The sequence below is a fragment of the Streptomyces sp. NBC_01428 genome (assembly GCF_036231965.1).
Classification (GTDB): domain Bacteria; phylum Actinomycetota; class Actinomycetes; order Streptomycetales; family Streptomycetaceae; genus Streptomyces.
The window spans coordinates 8,538,755-8,563,434 of record NZ_CP109499.1 but is presented as its reverse complement, the minus strand read 5'-3'; the positions used below and the strand labels follow the sequence as shown (position 1 = coordinate 8,563,434).

21 protein-coding genes are annotated in these 24,680 nt (G+C 71.6%); 12 read left to right on the top strand and 9 right to left on the bottom strand.

The genetic code is table 11. The features are described from left to right. Positions 1-6: 6 nt before the first annotated feature. A complete protein-coding gene (locus OG406_RS37285; protein ID WP_164369665.1) occupies positions 7-870 on the top strand; it encodes an MHYT domain-containing protein in 864 nt (287 codons plus the stop codon). 142 nt (positions 871-1,012) lie between these two features. Next, positions 1,013-1,828, top strand: coding sequence for an alpha/beta fold hydrolase (locus OG406_RS37280; protein WP_164369664.1), 816 nt, complete (start codon positions 1,013-1,015; stop codon positions 1,826-1,828). A 155-nt stretch (positions 1,829-1,983) separates the two neighbouring features. Here OG406_RS37280 and OG406_RS37275 read toward each other — a convergent pair whose 3' ends face one another. After that, positions 1,984-2,592, bottom strand: a complete 609-nt coding sequence (locus OG406_RS37275) for an ATP-binding protein (protein WP_239154714.1) — start codon at positions 2,590-2,592, stop codon at positions 1,984-1,986. A gap of 220 nt (positions 2,593-2,812) precedes the next feature. Between OG406_RS37275 and OG406_RS37270 the strand changes: the two genes are divergently transcribed. Beyond that, on the top strand, positions 2,813-3,409 hold the full coding sequence (locus OG406_RS37270) for a TetR/AcrR family transcriptional regulator (RefSeq protein WP_329190156.1): 597 nt from the start codon (positions 2,813-2,815) through the stop codon (positions 3,407-3,409). A 102-nt stretch (positions 3,410-3,511) separates the two neighbouring features. On the opposite strand, the gene OG406_RS37265 is transcribed toward OG406_RS37270, so the two are convergent. Then, the gene (locus OG406_RS37265; protein ID WP_329190154.1) at positions 3,512-5,173 is read right to left on the bottom strand and encodes a sigma-70 family RNA polymerase sigma factor; all 1,662 of its coding nucleotides are present in this window, start codon (positions 5,171-5,173) and stop codon (positions 3,512-3,514) included. 478 nt (positions 5,174-5,651) lie between these two features. Between OG406_RS37265 and OG406_RS37260 the strand changes: the two genes are divergently transcribed. Next, positions 5,652-7,067 (top strand): DEAD/DEAH box helicase, encoded by a 1,416-nt coding sequence (locus tag OG406_RS37260; protein WP_329190152.1) that lies wholly within the window; start codon positions 5,652-5,654, stop codon positions 7,065-7,067. A 136-nt stretch (positions 7,068-7,203) separates the two neighbouring features. Here the strand turns inward: OG406_RS37260 and metG are convergent, their stop codons facing one another. Next, entirely contained in the window at positions 7,204-8,727 is a 1,524-nt protein-coding gene (gene metG / locus OG406_RS37255; RefSeq protein WP_329190150.1) for a methionine--tRNA ligase, read from the bottom strand. 481 nt (positions 8,728-9,208) lie between these two features. On the opposite strand from metG, the gene OG406_RS37250 reads away from it, so the two are divergent. Continuing rightward, on the top strand, positions 9,209-11,572 hold the full coding sequence (locus OG406_RS37250) for a discoidin domain-containing protein (protein WP_326844338.1): 2,364 nt from the start codon (positions 9,209-9,211) through the stop codon (positions 11,570-11,572). An 86-nt stretch (positions 11,573-11,658) separates the two neighbouring features. On the opposite strand, the gene OG406_RS37245 is transcribed toward OG406_RS37250, so the two are convergent. Further along, the gene (locus tag OG406_RS37245; RefSeq protein WP_329190148.1) at positions 11,659-12,678 is read right to left on the bottom strand and encodes an aldo/keto reductase; all 1,020 of its coding nucleotides are present in this window, start codon (positions 12,676-12,678) and stop codon (positions 11,659-11,661) included. Positions 12,679-12,862: 184 nt separating this feature from the next. Between OG406_RS37245 and OG406_RS37240 the strand changes: the two genes are divergently transcribed. Next, complete coding sequence (locus OG406_RS37240) at positions 12,863-13,453, top strand: TetR/AcrR family transcriptional regulator (protein ID WP_266610298.1); 591 nt, start codon at positions 12,863-12,865, stop codon at positions 13,451-13,453. A gap of 224 nt (positions 13,454-13,677) precedes the next feature. Here OG406_RS37240 and OG406_RS37235 read toward each other — a convergent pair whose 3' ends face one another. Beyond that, on the bottom strand, positions 13,678-14,454 hold the full coding sequence (locus OG406_RS37235; RefSeq protein WP_164370857.1) for a polysaccharide lyase family 7 protein: 777 nt from the start codon (positions 14,452-14,454) through the stop codon (positions 13,678-13,680). Positions 14,455-14,970: 516 nt separating this feature from the next. Here OG406_RS37235 and OG406_RS37230 point away from each other — a divergent pair. Beyond that, the gene (locus OG406_RS37230; protein WP_329190145.1) at positions 14,971-15,432 is read left to right on the top strand and encodes an SRPBCC domain-containing protein; all 462 of its coding nucleotides are present in this window, start codon (positions 14,971-14,973) and stop codon (positions 15,430-15,432) included. Positions 15,433-15,441: 9 nt separating this feature from the next. On the opposite strand, the gene helR is transcribed toward OG406_RS37230, so the two are convergent. From helR to OG406_RS37215, 3 genes are all read right to left on the bottom strand, one after another. Beyond that, positions 15,442-17,598 carry an RNA polymerase recycling motor ATPase HelR gene (gene helR, locus OG406_RS37225; RefSeq protein WP_329190143.1) on the bottom strand — a complete coding sequence of 719 codons (2,157 nt, stop codon included), beginning with the start codon at positions 17,596-17,598 and terminating at the stop codon, positions 15,442-15,444. Between the two features lie 339 nt (positions 17,599-17,937). Further along, positions 17,938-19,518, bottom strand: a complete 1,581-nt coding sequence (locus OG406_RS37220) for a sodium/solute symporter (RefSeq protein ID WP_329190141.1) — start codon at positions 19,516-19,518, stop codon at positions 17,938-17,940. A 274-nt stretch (positions 19,519-19,792) separates the two neighbouring features. Beyond that, a complete protein-coding gene (locus OG406_RS37215) occupies positions 19,793-20,587 on the bottom strand; it encodes an SDR family NAD(P)-dependent oxidoreductase (protein WP_329190138.1) in 795 nt (264 codons plus the stop codon). Positions 20,588-20,830: 243 nt separating this feature from the next. On the opposite strand from OG406_RS37215, the gene OG406_RS37210 reads away from it, so the two are divergent. From OG406_RS37210 to OG406_RS37190, 5 genes are all read left to right on the top strand, one after another. Further along, positions 20,831-21,304: a carboxymuconolactone decarboxylase family protein gene (locus OG406_RS37210; protein ID WP_164370862.1), complete on the top strand. Its 474-nt coding sequence runs from the start codon at positions 20,831-20,833 to the stop codon at positions 21,302-21,304. A 130-nt stretch (positions 21,305-21,434) separates the two neighbouring features. Next, on the top strand, positions 21,435-22,358 hold the full coding sequence (locus OG406_RS37205) for an RNA polymerase sigma-70 factor (protein WP_329190137.1): 924 nt from the start codon (positions 21,435-21,437) through the stop codon (positions 22,356-22,358). 233 nt (positions 22,359-22,591) lie between these two features. Beyond that, positions 22,592-23,206 carry a ParA family protein gene (locus tag OG406_RS37200; RefSeq protein ID WP_266610311.1) on the top strand — a complete coding sequence of 205 codons (615 nt, stop codon included), beginning with the start codon at positions 22,592-22,594 and terminating at the stop codon, positions 23,204-23,206. Continuing rightward, positions 23,203-23,445, top strand: a complete 243-nt coding sequence (locus OG406_RS37195; protein WP_164370865.1) for a hypothetical protein — start codon at positions 23,203-23,205, stop codon at positions 23,443-23,445. Before OG406_RS37200 ends, OG406_RS37195 begins: the two co-directional genes overlap by 4 nt. A gap of 153 nt (positions 23,446-23,598) precedes the next feature. Continuing rightward, positions 23,599-24,036, top strand: a complete 438-nt coding sequence (locus tag OG406_RS37190; RefSeq protein ID WP_329190132.1) for an HGxxPAAW family protein — start codon at positions 23,599-23,601, stop codon at positions 24,034-24,036. A gap of 54 nt (positions 24,037-24,090) precedes the next feature. Here OG406_RS37190 and OG406_RS37185 read toward each other — a convergent pair whose 3' ends face one another. After that, on the bottom strand, positions 24,091-24,603 hold the full coding sequence (locus OG406_RS37185) for a MarR family transcriptional regulator (RefSeq protein WP_329190131.1): 513 nt from the start codon (positions 24,601-24,603) through the stop codon (positions 24,091-24,093). Positions 24,604-24,680: the final 77 nt, after the last annotated feature.

Sequence of the window (24,680 nt, the reverse complement as noted above, 5' to 3'; positions counted from 1 at the left end):
GAGCGGATGAACGGCACGATCGACGGCTTCAGCTACGGGCTCGTCACACCGGTGGCGGCCTTCGTCATGGCCTGCGTGGGATCGGCACTCGGACTGCGCTGCGTGGTCCGCACGATCCACCATGAGCCCGGCTGGCGGACGGGCTGGCTCGCACTCGGAGCGGCTTCGCTCGGCTGCGGGATCTGGACGATGCACTTCATCGCCATGACCGGCTTCTCCGTACAGCAGACATCCATCACCTACGACATACCTCTCACCGTCCTCAGCCTGGTCGTGGCGATCGTCGTGGTCTCGGCGGGCGTCTTCATCGTCGGCAGCCGCGGCGCCACGCGGGCCTCCCTCGCGGTGGGCGGCAGCATCACCGGTATCGGCGTCGCGACCATGCACTACCTCGGCATGTTCGCCATGCAGCTCAACGGCGACCTCCGGTACGACACGGTCACCGTGGCGCTGTCCCTGGTCATCGCCCTGGTGGCGGCCACGGCGGCACTGTGGGCCGCCGTCTCCGTCCAGGGGTTCCTGCGTTCCCTCGGAGCCAGCCTCGTCATGGGACTGGCGGTCACCGGCATGCACTACACCGGCATGGCCGCGGTGAGTGTCCACCTGCACGACACGTCCACGCAGGTCGCGAACGGCCAGTCCGGCGCCTCGCTCCTGCTGCCGATGCTGATCGGCCCGGTCATCTTCCTCATCCTCGCCGGGGCGATCGTCATGTTCGACCCGGTCCTGATCCTCGGCCAGGGCGAGTGGAACAAGTCCGCCGGCGGTCGCTCCGGGTCCACGGGCGGCAACGGCCCCGGCTCCCCCGTCGCCCCCGACCGCGAGGACCTCTTCGCCTCGCACGACGGCCGCCGACCGGGCGGCCGGTAGCAAGCAGCCCGACGGCCGGTCACCCCAGACCCCGGTGAACCGGCTTCGCTCCGTCTCCTCCGCCCCGACCACCCGCCCACCGTGCGGCTCCGGGACCACGGACGATCCGGGGCGCGACGATCTTGGGGCTAGGGTGCGCGCCATGACCTCACTGGCGCTGCGCGGCACGACGATCCACTACGACGACTCCGGCCGGGCCGACGGGCTCCCCGTGCTGCTGATCCACGGGCACCCCTTCAACCGGACCCTGTGGGCACCCCAGGTGACCGCCCTCGTGGCCGCCGGACACCGAGTCGTCACCCCTGACCTGCGCGGCTACGGCGACAGCGGGGTCGAAGAGGGTTCCGTGCACCTCGACGCCTTCGCCGACGACCTCGTCGGGCTGCTCGACCACCTCGGCATCGACCGGGCCGTGGTCGGCGGGGTGTCGATGGGCGGCCAGATCGCCATGGAGATGCAACGGAGTCACGCCGGACGGGTGCGCGCCCTCGTCCTGTCGGACACCTCGGCGCCGGCCGAGACGGACGAGGGGAAGGCCGTCCGCAACCGGATGGCGGACCGGCTCCTGGCCGAGGGGATGGGCGGTTACGCCGACGAGGTCATCGGCAAGATGCTCGCCGCGTACAACGTCACCGCGATGCCCGACGTGGCCGCTCGCGTGCTCGCCATGATGCGTTCCACGGATCCCCGGGGCGCCGCGGCGGCTCTGCGCGGCCGGGCCGAGCGTCCCGACTACCGCGCCACGCTCGCCGCCGTCCGGTCCCCAGTCCTGATCGTCGTCGGAGCCGACGACGTGTTCACACCGGTCGCCGACGCCGAGGCCCTCCACGCCCTCGTCCCGCACGCGGTCCTGACCGTGGTCGACGGCGCCGGCCACCTGCCCGGCGCGGAACAGCCCGACCTTTTCAACAGCGCCCTGCTGGACTTCCTGACAACTCGGGTGGCCACCGCCGGGTGAGCGCGACTGCCGGAGGAACGAGCCCGGCTCAAGGGCGTACGCGTACGTGAGCAGGTGGGCGAAGTAGGCGGTGGCGCCGAAGTGGGTGCTGGCACCGCCGTGTCGAGCGAGGCGGGAACGTCGTTCCGGCGGACGACGGACCACGGCCCGAGATGTCAGGGCGTCCGCATGGGTATCTGGAACCACATGGTCTTGCCGGTGGCGGTGCGCGTGCTGCCCCAGGATTCGGCGAGGAGGTCGAGGAGTTCCGTGCCCCGGCCGCTTTCCGCGTCGGCGTCGACGACGCGGCGCACGGGGCCGGTGGGGTCGGTGTCCTCCACCTCGCACCGCAGGTGCGGGCCACGTCCGCACAGGTTCAGCCGCAGCGGGCCGCGCGTGTGCCGCAGTGCGTTGGTGACGAGTTCACTGACCAGGAGTTCGGCGGTGTCGGTGAGCTCTTCCAGCTTCCAGTCGTCCAGCTGCGCCGTGACCAGGCGGCGGGCCCGGCCGGCCGACGTCAGTTCGCGCGGCAGGGGCCAGGAGGCGTCCCAGGCGGTGGCGCAGCCGCGCGGGGCGTCGAGCGGGCGCAGGGGTTCGAGGGTGCGGGACCAGAGAGCCTGGTTCCGGGTGATCCACGAGCTCGGCCGCGCCTTCGCGGGCCTGTCCGGATCCTGTGCGGGGACCCCTCCGCTCTCGCCGACCGTCTCCTGGGATCGGAGACGGGAGAACCGGCCGAAGCGTCCGCGACGGGAGACCGTCGCGGGGCCGATGGCCCAGGGGGCCATGAGAATCAGTCCCTTCTGAACTGCTGGCTGCCGCGGCCACCCGGGCCGCGGAGATCCACCGCCGGCGGAGCCGGGATGAAGCGGAGGACGCCTGTGCGTGGCCTGCGCCACGACTACGGATATACATGTAGCGCCCGCTACGGTAAATATTCGTATCAACAGTATTTAACCAGACATACGGAAACTGTCAGGTCCTCTCTCCAGATCTCCGGGAAACCCGATGCCGCGCCCTCCTGACCAGGCAAAACGGCGAGACCTCCTGGACCAGGTCCGGGATCACCTGGTCCGCAACGGTCTGGCCGGTCTCTCCCTGCGCCCCCTCGCCCGGGCCCTGGGCACCAGTGACCGCATGCTGCTCTACTACTTCGGGACGAAGGAGCGCATGGTCGCCGAGGCCCTCGCACTCGACGAGCGACGGCCCCTCCGGCAGGCCCAGGAGCTGCTCGCGGACGCGGGCTCCCCCGGGGACCCGAGCAGGGTCCGCCGCTTCATGGAGGAGATCTGGCAGCGCTTCGGCAGGCCCGATCTGCGCGCCGCGCTCCCCCTGTACGTGGAGATCATGGCCGCCAGCGTGCTCCACTCCGACCGGTACGGACCCGTGATGCGCGCCGTGCTCGCCGAGTGGACCGCGCTGCTCGCCTCCGCCTTCCGGGACCTCGGCATGGCCGAGGAACGGGCACGGGCGGAGGCCGACCTCCTGGTCGACGCGTGTCTCGGCCTGCTCATCGCGCCGCTGGGCGACGGCGACTGGGCCCGGGCCGACGCGGCTTTCCACACCCTCCTCGACCGTCTCGAACCCGCGTGGCGCATCCCCTGACGGCAACGCGCACGGCCGCACCCGGCGGGCGAGGGCGGTCTCCCCGGCCGGGATCACCGTCCTCACCGGCCGGGACACGCCGTACGGGGCGTCCGGGGAGCGTCACATCTTGGCGCCGAAGTCCTGCGTCCACCACGGGCCGCCCGCGCCCTTGTGCACGCCGACGCCGATGTTCTTGAACGAGCAGTTGAGGATGTTCGCCCGATGGCCAGGGCTGTTCATCCAGGAGTCCATCACCGACTCCGGGGTCTGCTGGCCCCGGGCGATGTTCTCGCCGTACGTGGACCAGCGGTAGCCCGCGGCGGTGATGCGCTGGCCGGGGTCCTCGCCGTCGGGGTTGCTGTGGTCGAAGAAGTCACGGGCCGCCATGTCCTCGGAGTGGTCCAGCGCCGCTTCCTCCAGGTCCGCGTTCTCGGTGAGCGGACCACAGCGGGCGGCGGCGCGTTCCTCGTTCACCAGCGAGACCACCTGGGCCACGGTGCCCGACGGGGCCGCCTGGGCCCTCGGAGTGGCGGAGGCTCGGCGGGTCGGCGGTGCCGCTGACGGGGAGGCGGGCACGCTCGGCACGGCGCGACGGTCGGTCTTGGACGGCTTCGGCCGGGCCGACCTCGACGCGGAGGGTGACGGCGACGCGGACGGGGAAGTCGACGCCGAGGGCGAGGCCGAGATGCCGTCGGCGCCCGGCGCCGAGAGGTCCATGACGGGGTCGCCCGCGGTACGCGCGGCGGTGGCTCCCTCGTTCGGGGTCCCGGAGTCGATCGCGAAGTACCAGAGGCCCCCGCCCGCCACACAGGCGGCGACGACGGCGCCGCCGACCGCCCGGCGCCTCACCCGACGGCGCCGGCGCGCTTCCAGGCGCGACGCCGATCCACCGCCGCGAGGGGCACGGTGCCCGGCGCCGCCGGCGTGCGAGCCGCGGTCGCCTCCGGCGTCCCGCAGCCGGGACGCCGATGCGGCGGCGACCATCCCGTCCGGGCCGGGCCGCAGCGCCGCGAGCAGTCCGGGGGAGGCCGCGATGAGGGCCAGGCCGGCCAGCAGTCCCTCGGCGGGCATCAGCCCGTTCCACAGTCCTGAGCAGCGGACGCAGCCACGCGCGTGCCGGGCTATTCGCTTGCGCCACAGCGCCGAGGGCCGGCCGTTCCAGGAGCCGAGCAGCCCGTTCAGTTCCGAACAGGGCGGCTGCGCGTCGAGGGCCCGTACGACCACCCGAGCCGTCTCCAGCTGCGCCTTCATGCGCTGCACCTGGACCGCCGCGTGCTGTGGGGACAGCTCCAGTGCCTCGGCGACCTCGGCGCGGGTCAGTTCTCCGGCGCACTCCAGCCACCACAGGGAGAGCACCGCACGGTCGTCGGGCTCCAGCCAGCGCGTGGCGAGCGCGGTCTCCTGGCGCTGGCCGGACAGCTGGAGCTGCCACATGGTGAGGTCCACGAAGTCGGCGCCCGGGTCCGCGAGGTGTTCGGCCTCCTCGACGCCGCCAGGGGCGAGCTGGCGGTCCTGCCAGTGGGCGCGCACCTGGTTCATCGCGATCGCCACGAGCCAGGAGCGGAAGTTCTCCGGAGAGCGCAGCCCGTCGAGGCCGTCCAGGGCGCGGAGCATGGTGTTCTGCACGACGTCGTCCACGTCGACCGAGCCGTTCAGCGCGCGTCCGACGACGTTGTAGACCAGGGGGAGATAGGCGCCGACCAGGGCGTCCTGAGCCTCCGAGTCGCCCGCTCGGGCGGCAGTGACCAGTGCCGCCGGGTCCACCCCGTGCTGTCTCCTCATGAAAACTTCCCTGTCCTCGACTCCGAACGATGCTGCCGTCACATGGGAGACCGCCCCCAGAGCCCCGGATAACAGTTCTTCGGGGACTCGTTCCGGCAGACACTCGCCGCCTCGGCCCACCGCCCGCAATGGAGAAGGTCACATCCGGCCGCCTCGTCGAGAAAGGGCGGGTGGGTATGGCGTCCTTGCCCGGATTGCACCACGGTCCGGCGCCGTTCGGCGTCCGCTGGGCCGCCGTTCGGCGGACACGAGGCGTGGCCGTCCGGACGACCGTTCGCGTCCTCGGGCCGGGGTCCGCCGGAGGGCACGGCCCGGACGGAACGGCCGAGGTCCCGTGCCCGGACCGTGCCCGGGCCGGGCCCGGGAGGCGCCGGGTCCGCCGCTGGTAAAATGGGGTCACGCTTCGACGTCGCCGGGGCCCGTACCCAGGGGTACGGGCCCCGGAGTGTTTCGGGCGTCGGACTGAGGAAGGTTCCCCATGAACGCGAAGCCTCCGGCTTCTGGACGGCACCGCACCGGCGACCACCGGCCGGTGACAGCACCGCAGGGCGAGGTCGCGACGCCGGAGACGGTCTCCCCCGGTCTGCCGCCGGTCACGTCCTTCGACGAGCTCGGACTGCCGCCGGAGCTGCTGACGACGTTGACCGGCCTCGGGGTGACGGAGCCCTTCCCGGTCCAGGCGGCGACGCTGCCGAACGCGCTCGCCGGGCGGGACGTACTCGGCCGGGCCCGCACCGGTTCCGGCAAGACGCTGGCGTTCGGGCTCGCCCTGCTCGCCCGGACGGCGGGACGGCGGGCGGAGCCCAAGCAGCCGCTGGCACTGGTGCTGGTTCCGACGCGGGAACTCGCCCAGCAGGTGGACGACGCCCTCGCACCGTACGCGCAGGCGCTGGACCTGCGGCTGACGACCGTGGTCGGCGGGCTCTCCATCAACCGGCAGACAGCGGCGCTGCGCACCGGCGTCGAGGTGCTCGTCGCGACACCGGGCCGCCTCGCGGACCTGATGTCACGCCGGGACTGTTACCTCAACCAGGTGCGGATCGCGGTGCTGGACGAGGCCGACCAGATGTGCGACCTGGGGTTCCTGCCACAGGTGTCGAAGATCCTGGAGCAGGTGCACCCCGACGGGCAGCGCCTGCTGTTCTCGGCCACCCTCGACCGCAACGTCGACCAGCTCGTCCGCGAGCACCTGCACGACCCCGTTCTCGCCTCCGTCGACAGGATGGCCGCCTCGGTCACCACGATGGAACACCACGTGCTGAACATCCACGCCTCCGACAAGTACGCGACGGCGACCGAGATCGCCGCACGGGACGGCCGGGTGCTGATGTTCCTGGACACCAAGGCCGGTGTGGACCAGTTCACCCGTCACCTTCGGGCGAGCGGCATCAGGGCCTCCGCCCTGCACAGCGGGAAGTCGCAGCCGCAGCGCACCCACACGCTCGGCCAGTTCAAGGACGGTGAGATCACCGTCCTCGTCGCCACGAACGTCGCGGCGCGGGGCATCCACATCGACGACCTGGACCTCGTGGTCAATGTCGACCCGCCGGCCGACGCCAAGGACTACCTGCACCGGGGCGGGCGCACCGCGCGGGCAGGCGAGTCCGGACGGGTGGTCACCCTGGTCACGCAGAACCAGCGACGCGACGTGAACCGGATGATGTCCGAAGCCGGGATCCGGCCGACCGTCACCCAGGTCCGTTCGGGAGAGTCGGCGCTGTCCGAGATCACCGGCGCCAAGCGCCCGCCGACCCCGCCGAAGGGCACCGGCAACGCGGCGTTCCGCGGCATGGGCACCCGCCCGGGGCGCCCGGCGAAGGAGACCCGCAAGGCAGCCGACGCCCGGAAGGCGGCGGAGGCCCGCGCGGCGGCCCGGGTGCGCAAGAGCCGCTGACCCGCGTCCCGCGCCGCTGCCACTGCCACTGCCGCTGCCGCTGCCGCTGCCGCCACGAAAGACGCAGCGCGTCGTCGGGCCCGATCCCCGCGCCGGAGGCGGTGTTCTCCTCCGGCGCCGCACGGTTCGCGCTGCACTAGCCGCCGTCGCGGAGCGGGGTGAAGAGCGGGGACGCGGGCGGGAGCGTCCCGTTCCCGGTGGGGCCGACCTGTTCGCCGATCCGTGCGGCGGCGCCGGGGACGAAGGGCGCGAGCTCGTCGGCCAGAAGACGGCACGCCGCCACCAGCGCGGCGAGGACGTCGTCCAGGCGCCTGCCCGCCGCGTGGTCTCCGCGCCCCTCTGCGCGCGCCAGTTCCCACGGGCGCACGGTGTCGACGCAGCGGTTCGCGGCTTCCACGATCTCCCACACGGCGCTCACGGCCCGACGGAAGTCGTAGTCCTCCAGGGCGGCGTCGACCCGGCCGGGGGCTCTTCGGCACACGCCGTCCAGCGGCTCCACCCCGGGTTCGACACCGCTGGGAGAGGGGACCGTCCCGGCACGGTACCGGTGGACCATGGTCACGACACGATGGACGAGGTTGCCCAGCCCGCCGGCGAAGTCCGCGTTGGCGCGGGCGGTCAGCCGTTCCGGGGTGAAGTCGGCGTCCCCGACCCGGGGCACGTCCCGCAGCAGCCACCAGCGGACGGCGTCGGTGCCGTACGCGTCGGTGAGCGCGACCGGGTCGACGGTGTCCGGACCGGATTTGCTGATCTTGCGGCCGCCGACCGTGAGGTAGTCGTGGACCAGGACGTCCGTGGGCAGCGGCAGTCCGGCCGACAGCAGGATCGCCGGCCAGTACACGGCGTGGAAGCGCACGACACCCTTGCCCGCCAGGTGCACGCGGCGTCCGTCTCCCGCCCACCACCGCCCGTACGCGGCCTCGTCGGTGCCGTAGCCGAGGCTGGTGACGTAGTTGCCGAGGGCGTCCCACCAGACGTAGACCACCTGGCCGGGGTCGTCGGGCACGGGGATGCCCCAGCCGCGGGCGCGGGCCTGCGAGCGGGAGACGGAGAAGTCGTGCAGGCCGCTCTCGATCAGGGCGAGGACCTCGTTGCGGCGGACGGCGGGTTCGACGCGCAACACCCCGTCGCTGACCAGCCGGTGGAGTCGGTCGGCATGGCGCGACAGACGGAAGAACCAGTTCTCCTCGGCGACGCGTCGGGGCTCGGTGCCGTGCTCGGCGCAGCGGCCCCCGACCAGTTCACCGGGGGTGTAGAACTGCTCGCAGCCGACGCAGTACAGGCCCTCGTACTCCTTGCGGTAGAGGTCGCCCGCGGCGGCGCAGCGGCGCCACAGCCGTTCCACGCCGACCCGGTGGCGGGGGTCGCTGCTGGTGCGGATGAAGTCGTCCAGCGAGAGGTCGAGCGGGGCGCTCAGGGCGGCGAACGCGTCGGCGTTGCGGTCGACCAGCACCCGCACGTCGACGCCCTCGGCCTCGGCGGCGAGGACGTTCTTGAGGGAGTTGTCGTCGGTGCCGCTGAGGAGGCGGACCTCGCTCCCTCTTCGGCGCCAGTGGCGGGCCAGCGTGTCCGCCTGGACGAGTTCCAGGGCGAAGCCCAGGTGGGGGCGGGAGTTGACGTACGGGATGGTCGTCGTGACGTAGTGGCGTGATGCGGTCATCGGTCCTCCTACCGGGATGGGCCGATCCGCAGCACATGTCGGGGCCCCTTCCCGGGGCCTCGGAATGCGGTACGCGTCCGTGCTCAGCAGCCCCGCGTGCGGGGCATCATCCGGTGCTGGCGCGAAGGCGTGATCATGGCGGCGATGCTAGCAACGGGGGTTCGGCGGGGGCACGCGGTTTTCCGCCTCCCGGCCGGACGTGACGGGAACCCGGGTGCCCGTCCGTCCGCGGACGGGCCGCGCTGTCGACGCACGGAGAGCCGTCGGCCAGGCTCCTCGGCGCACGTGGCGCCGTGTCGGCCCCGGCCGCCCGGGCACGACCGACACTCCCCGATCGCCGCCGTCACGAGGAGACCACCCCTCGTCCGTCGATTATTTGCGGCTCTCTGTATCAATCTTGCGCACGTTCATAGACTTCCCTTGCCGTCGCTTCTAGCCTTCTTGCGTCCGCTCACCCCACGAGCCCTGAGGACGCACGCCTGTGAATTCATCCCCCAATGGCAGACCCCTGCGCCGAGGACTGGCGGCCACCGTGTCGCTGGCGCTCGCCGCGGCCGGCACGGTCGTGGCCGTGGCGCTCGCTCCCAACGCCGTCGCGGCGGGAGTGCCGGCTCCTTCCCCGGTCGGCATATCCGGCCGCGGCGCAACCGTCCCGTTCAAGGAACAGGAGGCCGAATACGCCGCCACCAACGGCACCCTCATCGGACCGGACCGGCTCTACGGCCACCTCCCCTCGGAGGCGTCGGGCCGGCAGGCGGTGACGCTGGACGCGACGGGTGAGTACGTCGAGTTCACGCTGACCGCCCCGGCCAACGCGATGTCGTTCCGCTACTCGCTGCCCGACAACTCCGCGGGCACCGGCCGCGACGCGAGCCTCGACCTGAAGGTCAACGGCACGCAGCTCAAGAGCATCCCGGTGACCTCGAAGTACAGCTGGTACTACGGCGGTTATCCGTTCAACAACAACCCGGGCGACACCAACCCCCATCACTTCTACGACGAGACCCGCACCCTCCTCGGCTCGACGCTGCCGGCCGGGACCAAGGTGCGCCTCCAGGTGTCGTCCACCAGTGACTCACCGACGTTCACCATCGACCTCGCCGACTTCGAGCAGGTGGGCGCGCCCATCGCCAAGCCGTCCGGAGCGCTGGACGTCGTCAGCGACTTCGGCGCCGACCCGACCGGTGCCGCCGACTCGACCGCCAAGATCCAGGCGGCCGTGGACGCGGGCAAGGCGCAGGGCAAGACCGTGTACATCCCCCAGGGCACCTTCCAGGTCCGCGACCACATCGTCGTCGATCAGGTGACGCTCGCCGGCGCGGGTCCCTGGTACAGCGTCCTGACCGGCCGTGACCCGGTGAACCGGTCGAAGGCCGTGGGCGTCTACGGCAAGTACGCCAACCAGGGCGGCAGCAAGAACGTCACGCTCAAGGACTTCGCCATCCTCGGGGACATCCGCGAGCGCGTCGACGACGACCAGGTGAACGCCATCGGCGGCGCGCTGTCCAACTCCACGGTCGACAACGTGTGGATGCAGCACACCAAGTGCGGCGCCTGGATGGACGGCCCGATGGACAACTTCACCATCAAGAACAGCCGCATCCTGGACCAGACCGCGGACGGCGTGAACTTCCACATGGGGGTCACCAACTCCACGGTCACCAACACGTTCGTACGGAACACCGGTGACGACGGCCTGGCGATGTGGGCGGAGAGCGTCCCCAACGTCAAGAACAAGTTCACCTTCAACACGGTGATCCTGCCGATCCTCGCCAACAACATCGTCACGTACGGCGGCAAGGACATCACCATCTCCGACAACGTGATGGCGGACACCATCACCAACGGCGGCGGGCTGCACGTCGCCAACCGCTATCCCGGCGTCAACTCCGGTCAGGGCACGGCCGTTTCGGGTACCACCACGGCCGCCCGCAACACCCTGATCCGGACCGGCAACAACGACTACAACTGGCAGTTCGGTGTCGGCGCGGTCTGGTTCAGCGGGCTCAACGAAGCCCTGGACGCGACGATCAACATCACGGACAGCGAGATCCTCGACAGCTCCTACGCCGCCATCATGAACATCGAGGGGGCGACGAAGGGCCTGCACTTCGAGAACGTCCGGATCGACGGGGCGGGCACCTACGCGCTGCAGATCCAGGCGACGGGCACGGCCTCCTTCACCAACGTCACGGCCACGCACATCGCCCAGTCCAACCCGATCCACAACTGCGTCGGCCCCGGCTTCGTGATCACGCGCGGCGCCGGCAACAGCGGCTGGTACGCGGACCCGCCGGCCTGCACCGGCAACTGGCCCGCACCGCAGTGGACGAACGGCGGGGTACCCGGCGGAGGCACCACGCCGCCGACCGACCCGCCCACCGATCCTCCGACGGACCCGCCGACCGACCCGCCCACGGACCCGACCGTCAACCTCGCCAAGAACCGGCCGGTCACCGAGACGAGTCACACCGACGTCTACCCCGCCTCCAAGGCCGTGGACGGCAACGCGGACACCTACTGGGAGAGCGCCAACAACGCCTTCCCGCAGTCCGTCACCGTCGACCTCGGCGCCGCCAAGGCCGTCAAGCGCGTCGTGCTCAAGCTGCCCCCGGCGACCGCCTGGGCCACGCGCACCCAGACCCTGAGCGTGCTCGGCAGTACCGACAGCTCCACGTTCAGCACGCTGAAGTCGTCGGCGGGATACACGTTCAACCCGTCGAGCGGCAACGCCGTGACCGTCAACCTGACCGGAACTCCGACCCGCTACCTCCGGGTGACCTTCACCGGCAACACCGGCTGGCCCGCGGGACAACTGTCCGAACTGGAGGCCTACACCGGCTGACCGTCCCCGTTCCGCCCATCGATTCCTGGCGGCCCCGCACCGGACCTGACCCGGAGCAGGGTCGCCAGGCCATGTCCCCGGGGTGGTCAGCGCCGGCGCAACGCCGGGTCGAGCAGGGCCGGCGGGGTGTCGAACTTCTCGTGCGCCGCGAGGTCGGTCCCCGGGGCCACGATCGCGTCGATCGCGTCCAGCACGTCCGCGGAGAGCACGGTGTCCGCGGCGGCGAGTTGCGCGTTCAGGTGGTCCGTCGTGCGGGGGCCGACGAGCGCACTCGTCACGGCGGGATGCGCGGTGACGAAGCCCAGCGCCAGCTGGATCAGGGTCAGTCCCGCCTCGTCGGCGACCACCGCGAGCCGTTCCACGGCGTCGAGGCGCGCCCGGTTGGAGGGGACGGAGAGGTCGAAGCGCTGCGGCATGGCCGCCGAGCGGCTGGTGGTGATCTCCCGGCCCGCGCGGACCGCCCCCGACAGCCAGCCCGAGGCCAGCGGGCTCCAGACCAGGACGCCGAGACCGTACTCCTCGGTGACGGGCAGGACGTGGGCCTCGACGCCGCGTTGCAGGATCGAGTAACTGGGCTGCTCGGTGACGTACCGGCCGAGCCGGTGTTCACGGGCGGCCCACTGCGCCTGGACGACGCGGTGCGCGGGGAAGGTGGAGGAGCCGAAGTACCTGATCTTTCCGGCGCGTTGCAGATCGGTCAGGGCCGACAGCGTCTCCTCGTCGGAGGTCTCCGGGTCCCACCGGTGGATCTGGTAGAGGTCGACGTGGTCGACGCCGAGCCGGCGCAGGCTGTTGTCCAGCTCGGTGACCAGCCAACGGCGTGAACTGCCGCGATGGTTGGGATCGTCCCCCATGGGCAGGCCGGCCTTCGTGGCGAGCACGATGTCGTCCCGGCGCCCGGCGATGGCTTTGCCGACCATCTCCTCCGACTCCCCGCCTCCGTACATGTCGGCCGTGTCGATGAGGTTGATCCCGCCCTCCAGGGCGGCGTCGACGACGGCGGTGGCCTCGTCCTGCGTGGTGCGCCCGATGCGGCCGAAGTTCATCGCGCCGAGCGCGAGCGAGCTGACCTGCACGCCGGTACGGCCCAAGGTGCGGTACTGCATGACCTGACTCCTCGATCGCTGTGAAGCGTGTGTCACTGCGTGGCTTGGTCGACGGGCCCCCGGTCTGCCATCATGAGCAAACGGAACCCCGTCCCGTTTGACGATACGGAACGGCGTCCCGCTTAGCAAGCCGATCCGGAACGGTGTCCCGTTCCGGTGGTCGACAGCGAAGGGAACGGCGCGGATGAACGACAGCGACGAGAGCGCGGGGCGAGCGCCCCGGGCCAAGCGCGCCGACGCCCGGCGGAATCAGGAGTCCCTCCTCGACGCGGCGGCGGCGATCTTCGCGGAGTCCGGCGTGGAGGCGCCCGTACGCGATGTCGCCGCGCGGGCCGGTGTCGGGACGGCCACCATCTACCGGCACTTCCCCACCCGGGCGGACCTCATCATCGCCGTCTACCGCCACCAGGTCGAGGCGTGCGCCGAGGCCGGTCCGGCCCTTCTGGCCGCCGGCCCGTCCCCCTACGCGGCGCTCACCCGGTGGATCGACCTCTTCGTCGACTTCCTCGTCACCAAGCACGGCCTCGCGGCGGTTCTCCAGCCCGACAACACAGCCTTCGACGGGCTGCACACCTACTTCCTCGACCGACTCCTGCCCGTGTGCACCCAACTCCTCGACGCGGCCGCCGACTCCGGCGAGATCCGCCCGGACCTGAAGGCCTACGAGCTGATGCGCGGCGTCGGGAACCTGTGCATCGGCGCGGGCAACGACCCGCGCTACGACGCGCGACGACTGGTCACCCTCCTGATCGCGGGCCTGCGCCGAGGCGAGTGAGCGGGCCCGACCGGAGCGCCGGAGGTCCCGCACGGCCCGGACACCGCCGCCGAGCGCTGCGCACCGTCATGCCGCCCGGGCACGGCGACCCCTTCACCGGCGACCTCCGCACGGTCACCGCGCGGGCGCGGCAGGCCGGCATCCGCTGAACGCCGACCCGGACGGGGCCCCGCGACGGCATCGAAGCCGTCGCGGGACCCCTTACGCGGGTACGGGGTCGGGCGTCAGCCGTGCGAGACGGTCAGACCGTAGAAGCCGACCCGCGCGCCCTTCGTCGTGCTGTCGGACGACGACTGGTTGTAGGAGCCCGCCTTGAAGTACTGCTTGTACGGGAAGAACGACGACGGAATCGGGTAGTGCGTCGTGCTGCCGTTGACGGTCAGGTCGATGGTGTTCCCGCCGGACACGGCGATGGTGTAGGTCCACGTCTTGCCGACGGACACGTGCCCCACCGTGTGGGTCGTCTGCCCGCCCGAGGGGGAGTTCTCGGTGCCGACGACGATGTCGCCGCTGGAGCGGTAGTAGAGCTCCACCAGCGGCTTCGTGGACGAGCCGCCCGAGCCGAGGTGGATCTGGCCGACGCACACGTTGGACGTCACCGACACCACCCGCAGTGTCGCGCTCAGCCGGTGACTGCCGCCGAGCGACCAGTCCGCCGCGCTGCCGCTGCGGTTCATCTCCCGCAGCTCGGAGCGCGCGTAGTTGGAGTTCGGTGTGGTGACGCCCTTCTCCGGCGCCCAGAACGTCATCGCTCCGTCGCGGGTGTCGGTGTAGAAGTACGAGTCCTGGAAGCCGTTCGCCCCCTGCAGCCGGGACGAGGAGATCGTGGTCGGCGAGCCCGGCGAGCCCACCGGCTCCTGCAACTGCCAGACGGACAGGTCGAAGTTGCCGCCGGGCGCGACCTTGGGGTCGGCCGCGCCCGCGTCGGCCGTGCCGAGCACGGTCACCGCGGTGACGACACCGGCGACGGTCATCGCCGCGAGGATCCTGGAACGAGACATGTTGACGTCCTTCGTCGATCGTCGGGAACTGAGGGCGGTGCGGTGGATCGGCCCACCGGGGCGGCCCGTCCTGACGGGGTCCGCCGAAAGGGAGCGCCCGACATCCGACAGCGGCACCGCCACGGCAAGTCCGCGACGCGCGGCGGACGTTCGAGTATGTGGCTGCCTCTTCAAGATGACGATCACGGCCTTTCGTCTGGTCGTGCCGAGCAGACGGTGGGGGGAGGCATCGTTCAGGTAGGTGAACTTTAAGTTCACCTGTGAACTACGCGTGTCGCGACGGTAAAGGTCTGAACCACAGCCGTCAAGAGGTCGCGTCGGCACGGCCCCCACGGAGAAGCCGCCGGCATCGCCTTCACTCCGGGCGTCCAACGGCCCGCGGACAACGGGCTGTTGTGCGGGTCGGGCAACGGCCCGGGAGAGACGACGGACACGGACGCGCGGCGCACGGCACCGCCGCGCGCCGTGCCTCCTCGGTTTCCCCTCCGCATCCTGGATCTCTGTAGCCTGGATCGCGTGTACACGACGCGAATGACGGGGCGCGTGAACGCCTCCCGAGCTGCTGTCTACCGGGCCCTGCTGGACAGGGACGCGGTCGCGCTGTGGCGGGCACCGCACGACATGCGCACCGAGGTGGACACCTTCGACGCCCGTGAGGGCGGCGCGTTCCGGGTGTCACTCACTTACGAAGCGCCGGACGCCACCGGCAAATCGGCGGGGCGCACCGACACGTATCACGGCCGCTTCGCTCAACTCGTGCCCGACGAGCGGGTGGTGGAGGTGCTCGAGTTCGAGACGGCGGATCCCGCGTTGCGCGGCGAGATGGTCGTCACCACACAGCTCACCGAGGTCGACGGCGGCACCGAGGTCGTCATCGTGCACGAAGGAGTGCCGGACGCGGTTCCGGCCGCGGACAACGAGACCGGAACGCGTATGGCGCTGGACAACCTGGCGCGGCTGGTCGAGTCCGGGTACTGAGCGACCGGGTCACGGACGCGTGAGCACCGCCAGTTGCCGGGTGGCCCGGGTCATCGCGACGTAGCGGTCGACGGCCCCCTCGACGCCCTCGCCGAACGCGTCCGGGTCGACGAGGACGACCAGGTCGAACTCGAGGCCCTTCGACAGCTCGGGAGTGAGCGAGCGGACGCGGGCCGTCGGCCGGAACGCGGGGTCGCCGATGACGCAGGCGACGCCCTCGTCGTGCGCGGCCAGCCACGCGTCGAGGATCGCGTCCCTCTCATCGACGGATCCGTGGACGACGGGGATGCCGCTGCGGCGTACGGAGGTCGGCACGTTGGCGTCCGGGAGCACAGCGCGGACGACCGGCTCGGCCTCCGCCATCACCTCCTCCGGCGTGCGGTAGTTGATGCTCAGGGAGGCCACCTCGACCCGGTCGAGCCCGATCCGTTCGAGGCGTTCCCGCCACGACTCGGTGAAGCCGTGTCTGGCCTGCGCCCGGTCGCCGACGACGGTGAAGCTCCGCGAGGGACAGCGGAGCAGCAGCATCTGCCATTCGGCGTCGGTGAGTTCCTGGGCCTCGTCCACGACGACGTGCGCGAACGGGCCGGCGAGCGGGGACGGGTCGGTGCCGGGCAACGCCGCCTCGTCGATGAGGGACTCCTGGAGGTCCCGTCCGCGCAGCATCCCCATCGCGCCCTCGCTCTCGTCGATCACGACGTTCTGGAGCAGGCTGTCGATGACGTCGGCCCGGCGCGCGCGCTCGGCGGCGACGGAGGCCGCGTGCCGCTGTCTGCGGGCCGACGCCTCGGGGTCGCCCAGCCGTTGACGTGCGGCGTCCAGGAGCGGCAGGTCGGAGGTCGTCCAGGCGTGGGCGTCCGCGCGCTGCAGCTTCCGTACGTCGTCGGGGCCGAGCCGGGGCGCGCACATCCGCAGGTAGGCGGGCACGGACCAGAGGTCCCCGACGAGGTCGGCGGGTTCGATGATCGGCCAGGCTCGGTGGAGGGTTCCCACCAGTTCCTCGTCGTGGCGCAGGGCCCTGCCGAACAGGTCGGGCGCGATGTCGTCGTCGTGCTTGTCCAGCAGGATCGTGAGCAGTTCCTCCCAGATCTGGTCGCGCGCCTCGTTGTGCGGAACCCCGGGGCCGGGTGCTTCGAACGCCTCGGCCCAGTCGTCGGCGCTCAGCCGGACGTCGGCCCAGGGCGTGGAGACCGTCATGCCCCGGGTGGGCGGAGTCTCGTAGAACCGGGCGGCCCGTTCGATCGCCTTCACCATGTCGGAGGAGGACTTCAGGAGGGCGACGTCGGGGTCGGTCTCGGCCGTCGCGGAGGCGCCCTCGGGCACCAGGTCGCGCAGGGTGCAGATCTGCACGCCCTCCTCGCCGAGGCTCGGGAGTACGTCGGCGACGTAGGCCAGGTAGGGCTGGTGCGGGCCGACGAACAGGACACCGCCGCGGCGATGCCGGCCGAGCCGCGGGTCCGCGTGGAGAAGGTAGGCGGACCGGTGCAGCGCGACGACGGTCTTTCCCGTGCCGGGGCCGCCGTCGACGACGAGCGCGCCGGGTGATCCGGCGCGGATGACGGCGTCCTGGTCCGCCTGGATGGTAGCGAGCACGTCCCGCATCCGGTCCGACCGGTTGGCGCCGAGGCTCGCGATGAAGGCGGACTGGTCGTCGAGCGCCGCGTGCCGGTCCAGTCCGTCGGCGGCGAACACCTCGTCCCAGTAGTCGCTGATCCGGCCGTGCGTCCAGCGGTACCGGCGACGGCTCGTCAGCCCCATCGGGTTGGCGTGGGTGGCCGCGAAGAACGGCTCCGCGGCCGGTGAGCGCCAGTCGGTGAGCAGGCGGCGACCCGTGCTGTCGGTGAGGCCGAGGCGTCCGATGTACAGGGGTTCGGCGTCGTCGGCGCCGACGGTGTGGCCGAGGCACAGGTCGATGCCGAAGCGTCGCAGGGCACGCAGCCGGCCGGTCAGCCGGTGGATCTCGGCGTCGCGTTCCATCGCCTCCCGGCCGATGCCGCCGGGTTCCCTGCGCAGGGCGTCGAGGCGGTCGGAGAGTTCCTGGACGGTATGTTCGAGGCTGTCCGCGACGGCCGCGAAGTGCCGCTCGTCGGCGGCGATCAGCGCCGGTTCGGCCTTGGGGGCGAGCTGCCCGGGCAGGGCGAACGCACTGGTGGTCATCGGCGTCATCACGTCAGCTCCGTTCCCGGGCGACCGCGCCCGCTCCGTACGGCCGCACGCACGGCGACACCGGGCTCGCGCCCGCGCCGCGCGGCGGTGCCCACGGTGCGCCTCCCGTCCCGGCTGCGGCGCCGGCGCGCCACCCCTCCACCACCACACACGAACGCACTGAGTGAATCTCCCGTTTCCGCAGGTCCCTGGGCTTGCCGGGAGATTCTGCGGCACCGAGGGGGCCTTGCCGCAAGCCCCCCTGTGCGCTATAAGTTGAGAGTGGCAAGAGGTGTGGTGTCCCTCTTCGCCCCTCCCCCTCGTCGTCCGTCCACCTCAGGTGTGCGCCCCGGACCTCACTCATCCTCGATGGACGAACTGACGCTCGCGCCAGGTCTGTTGGGGCGCCGCGCGGGAGCGGTCACGGCCGACGAGACCCAGCAGGAAACCGGCCGGGATGGTGATGAGCCCCGGTGTCTGGAGCGGGAACCAATGCAGGTCGTGGTCGGGGAAGACCGCGGTCGGTATGCCCGAGACGGCAGGCGAACCCGTCAGCAGCAGCACGATCAACGGCAGGGTCCCGTAGACCGTCCAGCGCACCCCGGTGGCCGTGTGGCCCGGCAGGAACAGCGCGTACAGCAGGACCGGCGCCAGCACCGAGGCCGCGACGGTGAACGACAGCGAGATGAGCGTGAGCCTGCCCCGGTCGGCGAGGACCGCGGAGAGCACCACCGCCGCCGCGCCCACCAGGACGATGGCCACCCGCGCGCGCCGGATCTCCCTGGCCTGCGAGCCGGCCCCGGCGCCGTGCGCCGGCCGGTTCCGGAAGTCACGGGCGAGGCTGGAGGCGGCGGCCAGGGTGATGCCCGCGACGGCCGCGAGGGTGGTCGCGAACACGGCGCAGGCGACGATCGCGAAGAGCATGCTGTGCCGGACGACGCCGTCGGCCGGGTCGAGCGCCCCCGTCACCATGAGCAGGGCCGTCGAGCCTCCCGGGTCGGCCGCCCGCAGCGCGTCCCCGCCGATCAGGGCGCAGGCCCCCAGCCCGGCGACGACGACTCCGGCGCAGACCGCCGCGACGGGGCCCACGGCCCAGCCGAGGGCCCGCCGTGCGGTGCGGGCGTCGCGCAGCGGGTGGAGGCGCATGGTGATGTGCGGCAGACAGGCGGCGCCGACCAGCAGGGTCGCCTGGAAGCTGATCAGGTCGAGGCGCCCGGCGAGGGACGGCCCGAAGTGGCGCCCCGGCCGGGCGTAGGCGGCGCCCGCCCCGGAGTGCTTCCTGGCGGCGTCGAACAGGGCTGATGGTGACCATCCGAACCGGGCGAGGACAATTCCCGCCACCAGCACCACGGCGGTCAGGGTCACGCCGACCTTGAGGATCTGTACGTAGCCGGTCCCGCGCATCCCGCCGAACGCGGCGTAGCAGACCATGAGGGCGCCGCCGGCCACCGTGCATCCGGTGAGCGCCCCGTCGGGGAGGCCGAACATGGCCGCCATGATGTGTCCGGCGGTGCCGAGCTGCACCAGGAGCAGCGGGGTGAGGACGACGAGGGTCGCCACGCCGAGGGCGCGCCGTACCGAGGGATCCCCGAGCCGGTCGGCGAGGAAGTCCCCGAGTGTGAACACCCCGCTCCGGCGCAGGGGTTCGCCCAGGGTGCGCAGGACCAGACAGAGCGATACGACGGTGGCGCCGGCGAAGAGCATGCCGTCGGCGCCGTCGAGGGCGACCGAGCCGGTGGTGCTGAGCAGGGTGGCGGCCGAGATGTAGTCACCGGCGATGGCGAGGCCGCCGCCGACCGGTCCGAAGGCAGCGCTGCCGCCCGCGTAGAAGTGCTCGGGGTCGTCCAGGTCGGCCGCCGCGAGCCCGCACAGCAGGAGGGACACGGCGACGAAGCCCAGGAAGACCACGACGGCCAGCGACTGCCCGTCGCCCCCGCTCACGGTCTGCGCTCCCGTCCCGAGAGGACGTCCTGCACAGGACACGCGTCCGCCGACGGTGTCGGAACTGATGATCGGGATGCGGGAGACATGCCGGGCATGGCATCAGCCGCCCGCCGCCGCGTACAGGGGGCGGAGTGTTCGCAATGCAGTCGCACAGCGGAAGAGGAGCGGTGCTGTGAGACGGCACAGCGTCACGGGTCCTCGAACGCGTGAAGCCCGCGGAAGTCCTCGGGGTCCTAGGCCCCCAAGGGGTCCTACTGGGACCTACTGGGTCCTAGGGAAGGATCGAGTCGACGTAGCCGCCGTCGACCCGGACCGCGCCACCCGTGGTGGCGGACGCCTGCTCCGAGCTGAGGTAGACCACGAGGTTCGCGATCTCCTCGGGTTCGATCAGCCGTTGCAGCAGGGACTGGGGGCGGTACTCGCGCATGAACGTGCGCTGCGCCTCGTCCCACGGCAGGTCCCGGTCCACCAGCTCGTAGACGAAGTCCTCGACGCCGCCCGTGTGGGTCGGTCCCGCGATGACGGAGTTGACGGTGACGCCCGTGCCCGCCGCCTCCTTGGCGAATCCCCTGCTCACCGCCAGCAGAGCCGTCTTGGACATGCCGTAGTGGATCATCTCGGCCGGGATGACGACCGCGGAGTCGCTGGCGATGTACTGCACCCGGCCGAAGCCCCGGTCCATCATGCCCGGCAGGTACATGCGGGTGAGCCGGACGGCGGCGAGGACGTTGATCTCGAAGTAGCGCCGCCATTCGTCGTCGCTGATCTCCAGAGCCGGCTTGGAGCCGAAGATGCCGAGGTTGTTCACCAGGATGTCCACCTCGGGGAGGACCTCCTGGGCTCGGGCGGCCCCCTCCTCCGTACCCAGGTCGGCGGCCACGGCGACGAGGTCGGCCCGAGGCGCTTCCTTCCGAGCCTGCGCGACCGCTTCCTCCACCCGGCCGGGGTCGCGCCCGTTGACCCCGACGCGGGCACCGGCCCGCGCGAGTCCTAGGGCGATCGCCGCGCCGATCCCCTGCGTCGAGCCGGTGACGAGCGCGGTCCGTCCTTCGAGATTCAGCTCCATCAGATCACCACTTCGTCGACTGCCTGCCGGTCGGGATGCTGCTCGTGACACGCCGGGACCGTGGCCGCGGGCCCTGTTCGATCATCACGGACGGGACGGGTACCCGCACGGCGTGCGGCTCACGCCGCCGGTGCTGTGACCGCGGCACGACGGGGAGACGCGGGTCACATCCAGCGATGTCACAGGGGGCCGGGCTGCCTCGTCTCGGGGGTACAGCCACTGACGACCAGGGAGAAGGCCACCATGGAAGCGCGACTGAACTACTTCGCCAACCCGACCGCCGGCACGTCCCTCAAGTACTTCATGTCGGCGGGCAGGTCGCTCAAGAACTCCCCGTTGCCGTCCGCGACACAGGAGCTGGTGGCCCTGCGCGTGAGCCAGATCAACGGGTGCGCCGTCTGCATCGACATGCACACCAAGGATGCCGCCACCGCGGGCGAGAGCGCGGTGCGGCTGAACCTCGTCGCGGCGTGGCGGGAGGCCACGGTCTTCACCGAGGCCGAGCGGGCCGCACTGGACCTGGCGGAGCAGGGGACCCGGGTCGCGGACGCGGCCACGGGTGTCAGTGACGAGGTGTGGTCGACCGCCGCCAAGCACTACGACGAGGACCAGCTCACCGCCCTGGTGATCCTGGTCGCGTTCATGAACTCGGTGAACCGGCTGAACGTCATCACGCGGCAGCCGGCCGGCGCCTACGAGCCCGGACAGTTCCACTGACGGAACCGGCAGCCCCGCCCCGGGCCCGTCGCTACGCTGGCCTGCCGACGGGTCCGGACGATCACCGGAAGTCGCCCGCTCCCGGCCGGCACGGCCCGGCGGCAGGAGCTTCGGACATGAGGGAGCCGACGTGCGCAAGGTCGAGGAGTTCGAGGAACTGCGGCCGCTGCTGTTCTCGATCGCCTACCGGATCCTCGGCAGCGTGAGCGAGGCCGAGGACGCCGTCCAGGAGTCGTGGCTCCGCTACGACGGTTCCGCCACCCGCCCCACGTCGGCCAAGGCGTTCCTGTCCGCGACGGTGACGCGGATCGCGATCGACGTCCTGCGCTCGGCCCGGATGCGGCGGGAGGCCTACGTGGGTCCGTGGTTCCCCGAGCCGCTGCTGAGCGATCCGTACGAGGACCCGGAGCGCTCGGTGGAACTGGCGGACTCGGTGTCGGTGGCGGCGCTGCTCCTGCTGGAACGGCTCAGCCCCCTGGAACGCTCCGTCTTCGTGCTGCGGGACGTGTTCGCCTTCGAGTTCGACGAGATCGCGCGGGCGGTGGGACGTTCGGAGGCGGCCTGCCGGCAGTTGCTCGTCCGGGCACGGCGGCACATGGCGGACGGGCGGCCCCGGTTCGCGGCGGACCGTGAGCAGCGGCAGGAGCTGGCGGCGCGGTTCTTCGACGCGTTGAAGGACGGCGACGTGGGCTCGCTGCGGAACATGCTGGCGGCCGACGTCCAGCTGGTCGGGGACGGCGGCGGCAAGGCACCGCAGTTGTCCCGGGCCGTCGTCGGGGCCGAGAACGTGGCCCGGTTGCTGGCCTCCGTCTACCCTCACATGGCCCTGATCGACGTGACGTTCGAGGTGCACGAGGTGAACGGCCAGCCGGGCGCGGTCTTCCGGACGCGGGACGGCGATGTCCTGCACACCATGGCCCTCGACGTGGTCGACGGCCGGATCCTGACGATTCGCTCGGTGATCAATCCCGACAAGCTCGGCCACCTCGGGCCGGTCGCGGACGCCTGGGCGGTCGACCGCGAGGTGAAGGACGCGCGGCGGCGGACGAGTTGAGACCGGGACGGTCCGGGGTCGTCCGGCGCCGCGCGTGAGCCGCCGACGTGTGGGGGCGGGCGCGCCCCGGACGCGTCACAGGACGTCGGACCACCGTCCCCGCCGGGACGTTGATCCATCGGAATGATTCGCGGGCGCCGCAGGGTGAACGACGAGGCGATGCGCCCCGCCTCGACCGTGGCGGCCCTCCGTACTCACTAGCGTCGCCTCTTGTGTCGATGAGCTATGCCTTTGTGAACCTGAAACCCGGAGTGGGCAAGACGACGAGCGCGGTGTGGTTGGCTCACGCACTGCACGAGTCGGGCTACTCCCCCCTGCTGGTGGACAGCGACCCCGCGTCCTCGGCGCTGCGGTGGAGCGAACTGGCGGGCGGCTTCCCGTTCCCGGTCTTCTCCCTGCCCGTGGGCGACGTGCACCGACGGGTGAACGACTTCCTCGGCGACCGGCGTGCCGTGGTCTTCGACGCCCCGCAGATGGAGGACCACGCCCACATCGCGCGGAGCATCATGCGGTACGCGAGCGAGTGGATCGTGCCGGTCACCCCCTCCCCCATCGAGCTGGACCGGATGGCGCCGATCGGCGGCGAGATGGGCGACGTCCAGTCGCTGCGCGCCCAGCCGGCCCGCTCCGCCGTGCTCCTGAACCGTACGAACCGCCCCGACGCCACGCGGACCGGGCCCGACGCCGATGCCCGTGAGGCGCTCACCGAGCGGGGCTTCGACGTGCTGTCCACCCACATTCCACGGCTCGACCTGTACGCCCAGTCGTTCGGCAGCCCTGTGGAGGTCAAGGGCTCGGCGTACATGGACCTCGCGGACGAACTCATCAAGCGTCAGGAATCGCAGTGAACCAGCGCAGGGACACCTACCGGGCCGCCTTGCAGCGGGATACGGACACCGCCGCACCGCGCCAGGCCGCCACACCGCCCCACGCGTCGGTCACACGCCTCGATCTGCGGTACGTACGCGTCACGATCGAACTCGACCCCGCCGTTCCGCGGGAGGTGACGCGATGGGTGGGGCCTCCGGTGTCCGCCCTGATGCGCGTCGGCGCGGCCGTGCTGCGCCCGCTCACCGGTACCGCCTGACCGGTCGCCCAGTCCCTCCCCCGGCAGACGCAGAACGGGCCGCGTGCGGAACGCGGCCCGTTTGCCGTCTCCACGGACCGCCTCTACGATGAGGGAAATATAATTTAGCTCGCGAGATAAATAGTCTCGCGCCTCGCCTCTTCGAGGAGCCTCATGAGCGGTCTGCACGGAAACCACGACCTGGGACACACCGTCGCCGGATGGACGGGGACGGCCGTCGCCGTCCTCGGCTTCTGCGTCACGGGCGCGGCCTTGACGCAGGGGTCGTCGGCCGGCATCGCCGTCGGAGCCGCGGTGATCGTCGCGGCCGCGCTGGTCACGTGGGTGCTGCACCTCGGTGGGTGGGGCAAGCCGAGCGGTCCCCGACCCGTCGGTGAACAGAACTGGCGCACGAAGGACCGGGCGGCGGCGGAGGGGCGGCACCCCGGCTGCCTCGGATGCCGTCTGGCCGGCCGGTCGGGAGCGCGCCGCTCGGCGACACAGAGGAGCGTGCCGTTTCCCGCCGCGCGGGCCTCGGAGCAGGGCGAACCGTCCCGATCCGCCGTTCCGGCGGCCGTGTCGGCGGCGGTACGGGGCGACGGTGGGCGCTGAAACCGACCCGCTATGGGCGGAGCCGCCCCGCGTCCACGCCCGACCGTGACGCCCTCAGGTCCGGGCGGCCGAGGAACCCTCGCCCCGGGGAGCGTCCCTGATGTCGTCGAGGCTCTCCTGCATCACGGTCCGGGCCTTGCCGAACCAGTCGGCCAGCACGGCCACCTCGTCGGCCGTGTAGTCGGCGAAGAGCAGACGCAGTCGCTCGTAGAACGGGCCGTACACCTCCAGGATGCGAGCCTGCGCCGACTCGTCCATCACGACCCAGACGCGCCGACGGTCCTTCAGGTCGCTTTCCCTGCGGATGAAACGGGCCTTCTCCAGCCGGTTGAGCACACCCGTCACGGCGCCGGTGCTCAGCCGGGCCCGCGCGGCCAGGTCGCTGGCGCCGAGCGACCGGCCGGCCATGGACGACTCGATCACGAACCCGAGGCAGGTCAGGTCGGTGACGTTGAGCCCGAGCCGTCCGGCGATGTCCTGCTGGCCGAACTGCGCGAGCGCGATCAGGCGGTCCATCTCGAACAACGCCTGGTCAGCGGTCGCCTCGGGACGCGCCTTGCCCTCCATGCATCACCTATGACCCACGACATCACCACGCCAAGCCGCATCGGACAGGACAAACCCTAGCGTTCATCCGTCCGGGC